We start from the raw sequence: 13,873 nt of genomic DNA, 5'->3' as shown, positions 1-13,873 counted from the left end.
AGAATTGTGCGCCGAACGCCATGGCCGACGACCTCATATCCCGGCTGCCCGGCGAACCGGTCAGCCGGCCATCATGATCTGCCGACGAGATATTTGCCGACGCGGGATCAGAGGATGTCGATATGGATCGTTCCGGCCTGCACGCCGCCGCTCCGCGTGGCGAGCTTGCTCCGCAACATCGTCGCCGTCTGGTCGTCGAGCTGAACGCCAACGCTGCTCAGATAGGCGACGGGATCCTTGCTGACGTCGCTGGCAAGGCCGAGCAGGTCTGCGTGTGTCGTGAGTCCAGAAGGCGACTTGGCTTTGAGATCGTTACCTGACGCGAGAACTTTTTCGAGATCAATCGTGACGATGCGACCCATGGCGCTTCTCCCTTAGGATGGACTAATGATCCACCAAACGCAAAGGTTGTACAACGCCCTGGGTTAGTCAAATTAATTCTGTGCGGCTAAGCGCTGCGGCCATGCACCGCCGTTCACACGCCGCAACACCGCACTCCCGACATTCTTCCCCGCGCGTTTCGATCTCTTTGACGGCCACCCCTCGGACTGTTGATTTGAACAGTTCCAATTTGCCGGACACATTGCGCCCCTGAGTCCAATCGGTGGATTGGGCCAATCAGGGGACTGCGATGGCAAACCTAACAATCAACGGAAAAACCTTCACACTCGACGTCGAGCCGGATACGCCGCTGCTCTGGGCGATCCGCGAGAATGCCGGCCTGACCGGCACCAAATATGGCTGCGGCATCGCACAATGCGGCGCCTGCACCGTCCACCTCGACGGCGTGGCGATGCGCTCCTGCGGGATCTCGGTCAGCGAGGCCGAGGGCAAGAAGATCACCACGATCGAGGGGCTCGCCTCCGGCGCCACGCTGCACAAGGTGCAGGAAGCCTGGATCGCGAAGGACGTTCCGCAATGCGGCTATTGCCAGAGCGGCATGATCATGGCGGTCGCGGCGCTGCTGAACGAGAAGCCGAAGCCGACCGATGCCGACATCGACGAGGCCATCACCAATATCTGCCGCTGCGGCACCTTCCAGCAGGTGCGCGAAGCGATCCACACGATCGCAAGCGCCTAAGGAGCCGCCCCATGAACAAGCACGTCTCTCCCAAGATGAACCGTCGTGCCTTCGTCATCGGCAGCGCTGCTGTCGGCGCGGGCCTCGCAATCGGTCTCGACATCCCCTTCGGCGGCCCCGCCGTGGTCCGCGCCGCCGACGGCTCGCCCGAGATCGGCGCCTGGGTCGTGGTCCGGCCCGACGACACCGTCGTGATCCGCATCGCCCGCTCCGAGATGGGCCAGGGCTCGCTCACGGGCCTCGCCCAGCTCGTCGCCGAGGAGCTCGAATGCGACTGGTCGAAGGTCACGACCGAATATCCGACCCCTGGGCAGAGCGTCGCTCGCAAGCGCGTCTGGGGCGATTTCTCCACCGGCGGCAGCCGCGGCATCCGCTCCTCGCAGGACTATGTCCGCAAGGGCGGCGCCACTGCGCGCGTGATGCTGATCGAGGCCGCCGCCAATGAGTGGAAAGTGCCGGCGTCGGAATGCACCGTGGCCAAGGGCGTCATCACCCACAAGGCATCGGGCCGGACCACGACCTATGGCAAGGTCGCCGAGGCCGCCGCCAAGCTGACGCCGCCCGCCGACGTCAAGCTCAAGGATCCCAAGGACTGGACGATCATAGGCAAGGGCCTGCTGCGCCTCGACACCGCCGACAAGACCACCGGCGCGATGGTCTACGGCATCGATGTCAAGCTGCCGGGCATGCTGAACGCCGCGATCAAGGACTGCCCGGTGTTCGGCGGCAAGCTGAAGAGCTTCGACGAGGCCAAGGTCACCGGCATGAAAGGCGTCAAGAAGGTCGTCAAGGTCGGCGATACCGCGGTCGCGGTCGTTGCCGATACCTGGTGGCACGCCAAGACCGCACTGGAAGCGCTGCCGATTGTCTGGGACGAAGGCGACAACGCCAAGGTCTCCAGCGAGTCGATCGCGAAGTGGCTGGCGGAAGGCCTCAACAACGATCAGCCCGCCTATGTCGGCAACAAGAACGGTGACGCCAAGGCGGCAATCGCCGGTGCCGCGAAGAAGGTCGAGGCGGTCTACAGCTACCCCTACCAGAACCACGCCACCATGGAGCCGATGAACGCCACGGCGGTCTACACGGCGGACAAATGCGAGGTCTGGTGCGGCACGCAGAACGGCGAAGCCGCCTTCGCGGCGGTGCTGGAAGCGTCCGGCCTGCCAGCGGAGAAGTGCGACGTGCACAAGGTGATGCCGGGCGGCGGTTTCGGCCGGCGCGGCCAGACCGACTACGTCCGCCAGGCCGTGATGATCGCCAAGCAGATGCCGGGCACGCCGGTCAAGCTGCTGTGGTCGCGCGAAGAGGACATGGCGCATGGCAGGTATCACCCGATCACCCAGTGCAAGATGACCGGCGCGTTCGATGCCAACAACAATCTGGTCGCGCTGCACTACCGTCTGTCCGGGCAGTCGATCCTGTTCTCGCTCCGCCCCGAAGCGCTGCAGAACGGCATGGATCCGGCGGCATTCCAGGGCGTCGCCCAATCCGGCGAGGCCGCGATCGGCTACTCGGTGCCCAACCTGCTGGTCGAGCACGCGATGCGCAACCCACACGTTCCGCCGGGCTTCTGGCGCGGCGTCAACGTCAATCACAACGCGATCTACATGGAGTGCTTCATGGACGAGCTCGCCCATGCCGCAGGCCAGGACCCGCTCGAGTTCCGCCGCAAGTTGATGGGCAACCATCCCAAGCATCTGGCGGTGCTCAATGCGGTCGCCGAGAAGATCGGCTGGGACACGCCGGCGCCGCAGGGCGTCTATCGTGGCATCGCACAGGTGATGGGCTATGGCAGCTACGTCGCCGGCGCCGCCGAGATCTCGGTGACCGAAGGCAGCAAGATCAAGGTGCTCCGCATCGTCGCCTCCACCGATCCCGGCTACGTCGTCAATCCGGCCCAGGTGGAGCGGCAGGTTGCCGGCTCCTTCGTCTATGGCCTCTCCGCGCTGTTCTACGGCGGCTGCACCGTCAAGGACGGCAAGATCGAGCAAAGCAACTTCGATACCTACAACTCGATGCGCATCAACGAGATGCCGAAGGTGGAGACGGTGATGGTGCCGAGCGGCGGGTTCTGGGGCGGCGTCGGCGAGCCGACCATCGGCGTCGCAGCGCCGGCGGTGCTCAACGCGTACTTCGCGGCAACCGGCAAGCGCATCCGCTCTGTGCCGCTGCGCGATCAGAACATCACCTTCGCTTGAAGCAACATGCTGCGGCGGGGGAGCTCGCCGCCGCAGCCCTTTTCCAGATGCCCCTGATGACCACGCGCCCGATAACGCGGCGGAATGCCGTGTTCGGCATCACCATGGCGGCCGCAGCATTGGCGCGGCCATCGATTTCGCGCGCGCAATCCACGGGACGTGTCGTCGTGGTCGGCGGCGGTTTCGGCGGCGCGGCTTGCGCCCGCGCTCTGAAGCGCGCGCAGGGAGACTTGCAGGTCATCCTGATCGAACCCAACGCAGTCTTCACCTCCTGTCCCTTCAGCAACGAGGTGATCGCGGGCCTGCGCGACATCGACACGCAGCAGTTCGGTTATGACAAGCTTGCTGCCGATGGCATTACCGTGATCGGCCAGACCGTAACCGCGATCGAGCCGGAGCGGCGCAGCGTGATGACGACCGATGGCGTCGCGCTGCCCTACGACCGTCTCGTGCTCTCGCCCGGCATCGACTTCCATGCCGAAGCCTTGCCCGGCTATGACGAGACCGCGTCGAAAAAAATGCCGCACGCCTGGAAGGCCGGCGCGCAGACGCTGTTGCTGCGCCGGCAGTTGGAGGCGATGGAAGACGGCGGCACGGTCGCCATTGCAATCCCCGCCAATCCCTCGCGCTGTCCACCGGCGCCTTACGAGCGCGCCAGCCTGATCGCGCATTACCTGAAGACGAAAAAGCCGCGCTCGAAAGTGCTGGTCCTCGACGCCAAGGACAGTTTCTCCCAACAGCGGCTGTTCGAGAAGGCGTGGAAGGAGCTCTACGGCGACACGATCGAGCGCATCGGGCTGTCACAAGGCGGCCGCGTGACCTCGGTCGATCCTTCAACCAGGACCATCATCACCGAGTTCGGCAATTACACCCCTGACGTCGCCAACGTCATCCCGCCGCAGCGGGCCGGGCGCATCGCCGAGATCGCGGGCGCGGCGGACCATACCGGCTGGTGCCCGATCGATCCTGTCACCTTCGAGTCAAAGCTCGTTCCGAACATCCACGTCATCGGCGATGCCTGCCTCGGCGGCGGCATTCCCAAATCGGCCTCCGCTGCCAGCGCTCAGGGCAAGGCCTGCGCGAACGCGATCATCGGCCTCCTCGCAGGTCGTGCACCGGATGCGCCGCGGCTGACCGGCGTCTGCTACAACACCGTCGCACCCGGCTACGGCTTCTCGCTCGCCGGCAATTACCAGCCCAGGGGCGACATCTTCGCCGAGGTCGAGGGCGGCGCGACCAGTCCGGTCGATGCTCCGCGCGAGCTGCGTGCCCGCGAGGCGGCCGAGGCGGAGCGCTGGTTTCAAACCATCACGGCGGACACGTTTGGTTAGGACATGTTGAGACGGAGCCGCCGCCACGAACACAGTGCGCCCCCTCCCCCGCCTGCGGGGGAGGGTTGGGGAGAGGGTGTCTCCGCTCGCGAGAACCCCCATGAGGAGAGAACCCTCACCCGCGCCTTCGGCGCGACCTCTCCCGCAAGCGGGAGAGGTCAGAGGAGTGCGCGGCGACCTCCGTCATTCGATCCGATACCTGCGATTGCGGCATTCTTCGTAGCGAGCCTTGCCTTCACCTTGCCCACCCAAGCGGACGAGCTTGTGCCCTACAAGATCGTCGGCGACGGCATCCCACAATCGCTCACCGGCGCGCCCGGCGATGCCGCGCGCGGGCGCACGCTGGTGCTGGCGCGCACGACCACCTGCATCCTCTGCCATTCCGGCCCGTTTCCGGAAACGCGGTTCCAGGGCGACCTCGCACCTGATCTCAGCGGCGCCGGGAACCGGTGGTCGGCGAGCCAGTTGCGGCTTCGGCTGGTCGATGCCTCGCGCTTCAACGCGGAGACCATCATGCCATCCTATTATCGCAACGACGGCCTCGTCCGCGTCGGGCGCAATTTTGCCGGCAAGCCGATCTTGTCGGCCGCGGAGATCGAGGACATCGTGACTTTTCTAGCAACGCTTCGGGACTAGGTTCATGCCAACCACGCGACGACGATTTTTGAGCCTTGCCGGAGGCGTCACCGCCGCCGGGACGATCCCGATCGTCACGCTGCGACCGCTGGAGGCGACGCCGTTGATGCTCAACACCGCGATCCGCAACGTCGTCGGCGAGGCACCTATTCGTACCGGCAGGGTCAAGCTCGACATTCCGCCGCTGGTCGAGAACGGCAACACGGTGCCGATGACGGTGAGTGTCGCCAGCCCGATGACGGCGGACGATTACGTCAAGAGCATCCATGTCTTCAACGAGAAGAATCCGCAGCCGAACATCGGCAATTTCCATCTCGGCCCCTTCTCCGGCCGCGCCCAGGTCTCGACCCGGATCCGTCTCGCCGACACCCAGAAGGTGGTCGCGATCGCGCGCCTCTCCGACGACAGCTTCTGGCAGGTCATGGCCGACGTCGTCGTGACGCTGGCCGCCTGCACCGAGGAGATGAACTGATGGCCGCGCTCATCAACGTTCCCGCAAAGGCCAAACGCGGCGACATCATCGAGATTCGTACCCTGACCTCGCACATCATGGAAACCGGCTTCCGCCACACCGCGGACGGCAGACTGGTGCCGCGCGACATCATCACGAGCTTCACCTGCCGCTACAACGGCACCGAGATCTTTCGTGCCGACCTGTTTCCGGCGATCGCCGCGAACCCCTATCTGTCGTTCTTCACCGTCGCGAAGGAAAGCGGCAAGTTCGAATTCGAGTGGATCGGCGACAACGGCTATTCATCCACCGCCTCCGCCTCGATCACGGTCGAATGATTCTTTGGCGCGCGATAGCGACGGCGATACTGGTCGTCACGGGCCCTGTCCTGCTCGCCGGCGAGATCCCGCCCGATGCGCGCCGCTCCGGCTATTCGTTCATGGGGCCTGACACGCGCGCCATGCAGGACGACGACACGTCCAATCCGGGCATGCTGTTCGTGCTCGACGGCGAGGCGCTCTGGGGCAAGAAGATGGGCGACGCTGGCAAATCCTGCGCGGATTGCCACGGCGATGCGCGCAACAGCATGAAAGGCGTCGCGGCGCGCTATCCCGCCTTCGACAAGGCGCTGGCGCGTCCCGTCACGCTCGACCAGCGCATCAATCTCTGCCGGGCCAATCATCAGCAGGCAACGCCGCTACCCTACGAGAGCCGCGACCTGCTGGCGCTGTCCGCCTTCGTCGGCCATCAGTCGCGCGGCGTTCCGATCACCGCCGGCGACGATCCGCAGCTCAAGCCATTCGTCGACCAGGGCCGCGACCTCTTCATGCAGCGCGAGGGCCAGCTCAATCTCGCCTGCACCAACTGCCACGACGACAATTTCGACAAGCGCCTCGCGGGCGCCCCGATCACGCAAGCGCAGCCGACCGGCTATCCGCTCTACCGCCTGGAGTGGCAAACGCTGGGGTCGATCGAGCGGCGGTTGCGCAGCTGCATGAGCGGGGTCCGCGCCCAGGCCTATGATTACGGCTCGCCCGAGCTGGTCGCGCTCGAACTATACCTGATGTCGCGGGCGCACGGCCTGCCGATGGAGACGCCGGCCGTACGTCCCTGATCATAGATTAGGACTAGGCAGGCGTGGTACGGCCGCTAGTATCCCTCCCAAAGAAGATGAATCAGAGGGAGGGACTGCATTGGCCAACCACAACATCTCACGCCGCACGCTGCTCAAGGGCACCGCCGCGGCCGGTGCGCTCAGCCTGACCGGATTGCCGGCACGCGCCGAAGTCAACTGGAAGAAATACGCCGGGACCAAGCTGGAGGTGATCCTCGCCAAGGGTCCACGCGGCGACAACCTGCAAAAGAACATCAAGGAGTTCACCGAGCTCACCGGCATCCAGGTCGAGTCCGAGCAGATTCCCGAGCAGCAGCAGCGGCAGAAGGTCGTGATCGAGCTCACCTCGGGACGGCCGAGCTTCGACGTCGTGCATCTCAGCTATCACGTGCAGAAGCGGCAGTTCGAGAAAGCCGGCTGGCTCGCCGACATGACGCCGTTCATGAAGGACCCGACGCTGACCGCGCCGGATCTCGTCGAGAGCGATTTCTCGGCCGCCGGCCTGCAATACGCCAAGAACGACAAGGGTCAGATGCTGTCTCTGCCGTGGTCGGTGGACTATTTCATCCTCTACTACAACAAGGAGCTGTTTCAGAAGAAGGGCGTCTCGGTCCCCAAGACGTTCGACGAGATGGTGGCGGCCGCCGAAAAACTCACCGACGCCAAGGAAGGCACCTACGGCTTCGTCGGGCGCGGTCTGCGCAATGCCAACATGACGTTGTGGACCAACTTCTTCCTCAACTATGGCGGCGAATTCCTCGACGCCAAGGGCAACATCCTCACGGACGGCCCGGAAGCGATCGCGGCAACAAAGCTCTATCAGACGCTGCTGACCAAGGTCGCCCCGCCCGGCGTCGCCGGCTTCAACTGGATGGAGTCGATGGCTTCGTTCACGCAAGGACGTTCCGCGATGTGGATCGACGGTGTCGGCTGGGCGCCGCCGCTGGAGGATCCCGCCGCCTCGCGCGTGGTCGGCAAGGTCGGCTACACCGTCGTGCCGGCCGGACCGAAAGGACAGTATTCAGCCACTTACGGCGACGGCATCGGCATTGCCGCGGCGAGCAAGAACAAGGAAGCCGCCTATCTGCTCTGCCAATGGGTGGTCTCGAAGAAGCAGGGCGCACGGCTGCTGCAGGCCGGCGGCGGCGTGCCGTTCCGCAACTCGATCCTGAACGATCCCGAGATCCAGCAGGGCGTGAAGATGCCCAAGGAGTGGCTGCAATCGGTGATCGACTCCGCCAAGATCAGCAAGCTCGGCCTGCCCGTCGTGATTCCGGTCGCCGAGTTCCGCGATCTCGTCGGCGCGGCGCTCACCTCGACACTATCAGGCGCCGATCCCGCAGCCGAGTTGAAGAAGGCTCACGATCAGTTCCGGCCGATCCTGGAGCGCAGCGAAAAAGCGTGAGTGCGTTGACACAATCGACTCCGGCCGCGGCACGGTCCAATGCCGCGCCGGAGAAGGAGCTGCGGCCGCCATCCTACTGGCCCTTCGTGGTGCCGGCGCTGGTCGTCGTGCTCGCCATCATCATCTTCCCATGGGTCTTCACAATCTGGATGAGCCTGAACGAGTGGAAGGTCGGTTCGCCGACCACCTTCGTCGGGTTCTCCAACTATCTGCGGCTCACGAGCGATCCGCGTTTTCTCGAGGCGGTCGGCCACACACTGGTCTACACCGTGCTGTCGGTGGCGCTGCCGCTGATCCTCGGCACGCTCTCAGCCGTGGTGTTTCACCAGAACTTCGCCGGCCGTGGATTTTTGCGCGGCGTCTTCATCATGCCGATGATGGCGACGCCGGTGGCGATCGCCCTGGTGTGGACCATGATGTTCCACCCGCAGCTCGGCGTGCTGAACTACCTGCTGTCGCTGATCGGGATCCCGGCACAGCTCTGGGTCTTCCACCCCGCAACCGTGATTCCCTCGCTGGTGCTGGTCGAGACCTGGCAATGGACGCCGCTGGTGATGCTGATCGTGCTCGGCGGCCTCGCCGCGATCCCGACCGAGCCCTACGAGAGCGCGCAGATCGACGGCGCCAGCTTCTGGCAGGTGTTCCGTTTCATCACGCTGCCGCTGATCATGCCGTTCCTGTTCATCGCCGGCATGATCCGCATGATCGACGCGGTGAAGAGTTTTGACATCATCTTCGCGATCACGCAGGGCGGACCGGGCTCGGCGTCGGAGACGATCAACATCTATCTCTACAGCGTCGCCTTCACCTATTACGACCTCGGCTACGGCTCGGCGATCGCGGTCGTGTTCTTCCTGCTGATTGTCCTGCTTGCGGCGGTGATGCTCTACGCCCGCCAGCGCATGCTGTGGACCGAAATCGCGAGCGGCGCATGACACCCCGTCAGATCATCGGCAAAATCGGCCTGTGGCTCTCCGTGTTGGTCATCGTCTCCCCGGCGATCCTGTTCTTCCTCTGGATGATCTCGCTGTCGCTCAAGTTCGAGGTCGACAATGCCGCCTACCCGCCGGTGTTCTTTCCGGATCGCATCGCCTGGAAGAACTATGCCGACGTGCTCGCCTCCAACCGCTTCCTGACCTATTTCGTCAACAGCCTGATCGTCACCGGCAGCTCGACGTTCCTCGCGCTGCTCGTCGGCGTACCCGCCGGCTACGGCATCGCGCGCATGGCCGCGCATAAATCCGCGATCGTGATCCTGATCGCCCGCATCACGCCGGGCCTGTCCTACCTGATCCCGCTGTTCCTGCTGTTCCAGTGGCTCGGTCTGCTCGGCACGCTGGTGCCGCAGATCATCATCCATCTCGTCGTGACCGTACCGATCGTGATCTGGATCATGATCGGCTATTTCGAGACGACGCCGATGGAGCTGGAGGAAGCCGCCTTGATCGATGGTGCCGGCCGCTGGCAGGTGTTCCGCCACGTGGCGCTGCCGATCGCAAAGCCCGGCGTCGCCGTCGCCTTCATCCTCGCCGTGATCTTCTCCTGGAACAATTTTGTGTTCGGCATCGTGCTGGCGGGGCGCGACGCGCACCCTGCCCGTTGCGGTCTACAACATGATCTCGTTCGATCAGCTGAGCTGGGGCCCGCTGGCCGCCGCAGCGCTGATCGTCACCTTCCCGGTGCTGCTGCTGACGGTGCTGGCGCAGCGGCAGATCGTCGCCGGACTGACGGCGGGGGCGGTGAAGGGCGGGTAGCAACGAAGCGGCCGGGCGACTGACGTCGCCCGGCCGCTTCTGTTGCTAACTAGCCTACTCCGCCGGCGCGGCGTGCATCTCCGGATGCGCGGCGTAGTGCTCGGTGGCGCCGAGCTTGCTGGCCGCGAACAGGCCGGCCGCCATCACGGCGTAGGCAAGCGCGACCGCGGGCGTGACGCCGAAGCCGCCGCCGATGCCGACGGCTTCGCCGTGCATGAAGCCGAAATAGGTCAGCACCGCACCGACGAGCGCAAAGCTCGATGCCTTTTCGAAGTCGCGCTCGATGATGAAGACACCGATCGCACCCAGGATGAGGCCGCCGAGGATGGAGCCGCCGCCCATCACCTCGAGGCCGTGATAGAACACGCCCTGCTGCGGTAGCGCCGCCACCGCAGCCGTCTTGACCGCGTCGGCCTTGTCGGCCGCCATGCCGCCGACGGTTGCCGCCGCCGTCATGGTCGAGGCCAGCATGGTGTCGATCTGGAGCTTGGCCCAGGCGGCCAGATGCGGCGTCAGCGCCAGCACGATCGCGGGCGCGTGCTTGACCGGCGTGGTCTGGAACGCCTGCGCGCCGATCAGCATCCCGATATAGAGCAAGATCGGCGAGATCGCGACGACCGGCACCAGCGCCAGCAGCACCGAGATGATGCCGAACCAGGCCAGCACCACCACCATGATGCCGGTCGCAGCGGAGTAGCCGATGCGGCCGCCCATCGCCTTCCAGCCGGGATGGCCGATATAGACGGCGTTGATGAAGGGATTGCCCATCAGGCAGCCGATCAGGCTGACGACGCCGTCGGCGGTCAAGACGCGCGTGGTCGGATATTCGTCGCCGGCCGCTTCCGCGCTCTCGACATTGTCCATGGCCTCGACGAGATCGTAGATGCCGAAGGGAATGGCGGTGACCAGGATGATGCCGAGGAATTCGAAGCCGGAGAAGACGTAGCCCACCGCCGGGATCGGCACCGAGAAGCCGAAGTTTGCGAAGGCAGCTCCGACGCCAGCAATGCTCAATCCGCCGAGGCCGAGCCCGAACAGATTCGAGCCCCAGGCAATGATCATGCCGGCTGCGATGGCGACGAGACCCGCGGGAATGCCGCGCCAGTACTTCACCCCGCCGAACCAGCTCACCAGGATGATGGCAAAGCAGACGAGGCCGATCTGCGGCGTCATATACATCTCGAGCGCCGGCCGCATCGAGATGAAGGTGACGGAGACGCCGGCGAGCGTGCCGAGCAGCGCGGCGCGCGGCGTGATCTTGCGGATGAACGGCGCGATGAAGCCACCGATCATCAGGATGAAACTCTGGAAGAATACCCAGACGAGGCCTGCCGACCAGCCCTTGAGCGGATCGCCGGTCTTCAGCGTGATCGGCAGCATGATCACGAAGGTGACGATGAACATGTGCGGCACGCTGACGCCCGAGGGCAGCGCGCAGACATCGTCGCGGCCGGTCTTCTGCGCAAGGCGATAGGCGAGATACGCGTAGTAGAAGGTGGAGAGGCACATCATCAGCCCGAGCGCGGGCAGGATGCGGCCGAACACGAGGCTGTCAGGCATCTTCAAGACGAAGCGCAATAGGCCCGTGAGCACGAGCATGTTGACGAGGATGTTGGTGCCGAAGCCGAAAAACGCGTTCCAGTCGCCCGATGTCCATAGCGCCGGCTTGAAATCGGACTTGTTCAGATCAGATCTGCCGGCCGTCCCCGTCAATGTGCTCATGATAATACCCCTATGTGGTCGAAGTCTTCATTGCCTCCAGAACTGCAGCTGAATCTGTGACCCAGCCGAAGATGCCGCCCTGGGCCTTGATCATCTTCAGGCCCATCTCGTGAAACTCGGGGAAGTAGGATGCGCAGCCGTCCGAGATGACGACGCAGCGATAGCCGCGGTCATTGGCCTCACGCACGGTGGTGTTGACGCAGACCTCGGTGGTGACGCCGCACACCAGCAAATTCTCGATGCCGTACTTTTCCAGCACGTCGCTGAGCTCGGTGGCGTAGAACGCGCCCTTGCCGGGCTTGTCGATCACGACCTCGCTGTCGAGCGGGTAGAGCTCGGGGATGATGTCGTGGCCGGCTTCGCCGCGTATGAGAATGCGCCCCATCGGGCCGGGATCGCCGATGCGCAAGGACGGCGCGCCGCGCTCGACCTTTGCCGGCGGCGCATCGGAAAGATCGGGCAGATGGCCCTCGCGGGTGTGGATCACCAGCATGCCAGTGTCGCGCGCCGCCTTCAGCACCGCGCCGATCGGCTTCACCGCGCGCGCGAGCTGGCTGACGTCATTGCCCAGCGTCTCGCCGAAGCCGCCGGGCTCCATGAAATCGCGCTGCATGTCGATGATGAGAAGCGCGGTGGCGGGCCAGTCGAGCTTGATCGGCTCGGGCTCGGCGTTGATGACGCCCAGTGTCGGCTTGGCTGAGTTCAACATGACGCCCCCGCGAGAACTCTCTTTGCGAGGAGTTCTGCAAGCGCCGTGCCATTGTGTACAATAGCGGAAGGGCGTGGGCGACGAGCGAATTTGCTGTTTGGTCAGACGGTTACGCCGGAGATCAGCGTCTGCTTATTCCCTGTGCGACGGCTTTGCGACGTGCATTTGCCTACAGGATGAGCGGCGAAGCGGCGCGTTCGTTCGCTGTCATTCCGGAGCGACGCTCTCTTTTCTCCCTCTCCCCGTTCTTTGTTCAGACCGGGGAGAGGGTTGGGGTGAGGGGCTGCTTCCGCAAAATCGGTGAGAGTTGGACTCGCGGAGACTCCCCCTCACCCGGAATTTGCTCTCGCAAATTCCGGCCTCTCCCCGCACGCGGGGAGAGGCGAAGAGCGAGCCCTACCGCCCCGCCCCATACAGCCGCCGATGCTCCTCCTCATACGGCGCATACGAGTCCTTCAGCGTCGCCATGTTCAGCAGCATCGTCGCCACCACCGTGCCCGCCTTGTCGAACACGCGTGTCTTCACCCAGGCGCTCTCGGTGCGGCGACTGCCGGAGAGCGCGACCACTTCGCGCTCGACCTCGTACTCCTCGTCGACGAAGAGCGGGCCCTTCACCAGGCGGATCTCCTGGTCGGCAAACAGGCCGACGGCCGGTCCCTTGGCCGGCAGCGGATCGTCCTTGGAGCGGTATTGGAACAGCACACTCAGCATCTCCATCGGGATGATCGGCTTGCGCCACGGATTCGAAGAAGGATTGTCTGCGCCCGTATAGTACGGCGAGCTCTCGGTGATGACGGCGAGCTTCTGCCTGAGCGAGAACGGATAGAGGTCGCCCATGTTCTGGTCGAACGCCATCCGTACCGTCTGCCGCTTGCCGGTCTGCGCCACTTTCACGTCGCGCAGGATCACGGGATCGGTGAGCGGCTTGAGTTCGGTGAGACGCGCTTCGAGCGCGGTCTGGGCATGCGGTTCACCGATCGAGGCCGTCCCGCGCAGCACCTCGGTGCCGTCGCGCTTCACCATCTGGATCTGGCACTGGCTTGCGCCCGGCAATGGCTTCGACAGGATCGCCTGCACCTCCTCGCCCTCGTAGCAGACGCTGCGGTAATGCGCGGACAGGCAGCCGCGCTCGAACCAGGCTTGCCCCCAGAGCCGCGCGCCGAGCGGGGCGAACTGGCTGAAATGCGTCGGCCCTTCGATGGTGCCGCCCTTGAAACCCAGCTTCTGCGCGGTGGCATCGTCATGGATGGAGGCGTGTGCATCATAGACCTGCGCGTGGAGCATCTGGCGCGGCTGACGCCACGGGCCGATCAGCGCCTCGGCAGTCTCGGTGATCTCGGTCTCGAATGCGTTTGCAGTCATGGCTTTCCTCCACAGGCAGCCATGACTAACAGGACCGCCACGGATGCGGCCAGCGATATTGACTTCGGTGGTCCATGCTTTTGACTGGCAACACCCGCTTCGCAAGGCCG

13 protein-coding genes and 1 pseudogene are annotated in these 13,873 nt (G+C 64.6%); 10 read left to right on the top strand and 4 right to left on the bottom strand.

Translation table 11 applies throughout. The features are described from left to right. Positions 1–107: 107 nt before the first annotated feature. A complete protein-coding gene (locus tag ACVJ19_RS20635) occupies positions 108–362 on the bottom strand; it encodes a hypothetical protein (RefSeq protein WP_453950837.1) in 255 nt (84 codons plus the stop codon). Positions 363–631: 269 nt separating this feature from the next. Between ACVJ19_RS20635 and ACVJ19_RS20630 the strand changes: the two genes are divergently transcribed. From ACVJ19_RS20630 to ACVJ19_RS20585, 10 genes and pseudogenes are all read left to right on the top strand, one after another. Further along, on the top strand, positions 632–1,081 hold the full coding sequence (locus ACVJ19_RS20630) for a (2Fe-2S)-binding protein (RefSeq protein ID WP_453950836.1): 450 nt from the start codon (positions 632–634) through the stop codon (positions 1,079–1,081). An 11-nt stretch (positions 1,082–1,092) separates the two neighbouring features. Beyond that, a complete protein-coding gene (locus ACVJ19_RS20625; RefSeq protein ID WP_453950833.1) occupies positions 1,093–3,279 on the top strand; it encodes a molybdopterin cofactor-binding domain-containing protein in 2,187 nt (728 codons plus the stop codon). A gap of 47 nt (positions 3,280–3,326) precedes the next feature. After that, entirely contained in the window at positions 3,327–4,610 is a 1,284-nt protein-coding gene (locus ACVJ19_RS20620; RefSeq protein ID WP_453955169.1) for an FCSD flavin-binding domain-containing protein, read from the top strand. A gap of 240 nt (positions 4,611–4,850) precedes the next feature. Further along, positions 4,851–5,246 (top strand): sulfur oxidation c-type cytochrome SoxX, encoded by a 396-nt coding sequence (gene soxX / locus ACVJ19_RS20615; protein ID WP_453950832.1) that lies wholly within the window; start codon positions 4,851–4,853, stop codon positions 5,244–5,246. Between the two features lie 4 nt (positions 5,247–5,250). Next, positions 5,251–5,718: a SoxY-related AACIE arm protein gene (locus tag ACVJ19_RS20610; RefSeq protein WP_453950831.1), complete on the top strand. Its 468-nt coding sequence runs from the start codon at positions 5,251–5,253 to the stop codon at positions 5,716–5,718. Next, the gene (gene soxZ, locus ACVJ19_RS20605; RefSeq protein WP_453950829.1) at positions 5,718–6,035 is read left to right on the top strand and encodes a thiosulfate oxidation carrier complex protein SoxZ; all 318 of its coding nucleotides are present in this window, start codon (positions 5,718–5,720) and stop codon (positions 6,033–6,035) included. The genes ACVJ19_RS20610 and soxZ overlap by 1 nt, the downstream gene beginning before the upstream one ends. Beyond that, positions 6,032–6,811: a sulfur oxidation c-type cytochrome SoxA gene (gene soxA / locus ACVJ19_RS20600; RefSeq protein WP_453950827.1), complete on the top strand. Its 780-nt coding sequence runs from the start codon at positions 6,032–6,034 to the stop codon at positions 6,809–6,811. Before soxZ ends, soxA begins: the two co-directional genes overlap by 4 nt. A gap of 79 nt (positions 6,812–6,890) precedes the next feature. Further along, entirely contained in the window at positions 6,891–8,216 is a 1,326-nt protein-coding gene (locus tag ACVJ19_RS20595) for an ABC transporter substrate-binding protein (RefSeq protein WP_453950826.1), read from the top strand. Beyond that, complete coding sequence (locus ACVJ19_RS20590) at positions 8,213–9,151, top strand: carbohydrate ABC transporter permease (RefSeq protein ID WP_453950825.1); 939 nt, start codon at positions 8,213–8,215, stop codon at positions 9,149–9,151. Before ACVJ19_RS20595 ends, ACVJ19_RS20590 begins: the two co-directional genes overlap by 4 nt. After that, positions 9,148–9,970, top strand: a pseudogene (locus tag ACVJ19_RS20585) (carbohydrate ABC transporter permease). The gene ACVJ19_RS20590 and the pseudogene ACVJ19_RS20585 overlap by 4 nt, the downstream one beginning before the upstream one ends. A gap of 54 nt (positions 9,971–10,024) precedes the next feature. Here ACVJ19_RS20585 and ACVJ19_RS20580 read toward each other — a convergent pair. From ACVJ19_RS20580 to ACVJ19_RS20570, 3 genes are all read right to left on the bottom strand, one after another. Continuing rightward, positions 10,025–11,692, bottom strand: a complete 1,668-nt coding sequence (locus ACVJ19_RS20580) for a regulator (RefSeq protein ID WP_453950824.1) — start codon at positions 11,690–11,692, stop codon at positions 10,025–10,027. A gap of 10 nt (positions 11,693–11,702) precedes the next feature. Then, complete coding sequence (locus ACVJ19_RS20575) at positions 11,703–12,401, bottom strand: cysteine hydrolase family protein (RefSeq protein WP_453950823.1); 699 nt, start codon at positions 12,399–12,401, stop codon at positions 11,703–11,705. Positions 12,402–12,797: 396 nt separating this feature from the next. Then, on the bottom strand, positions 12,798–13,763 hold the full coding sequence (locus ACVJ19_RS20570; RefSeq protein ID WP_453950822.1) for a hypothetical protein: 966 nt from the start codon (positions 13,761–13,763) through the stop codon (positions 12,798–12,800). Between the last annotated feature and the right edge of the window lie 110 nt (positions 13,764–13,873).

The organism is Bradyrhizobium sp. USDA 376, assembly GCF_054063675.1.
This window is presented reverse-complemented; position numbering and strand designations above follow the sequence as displayed.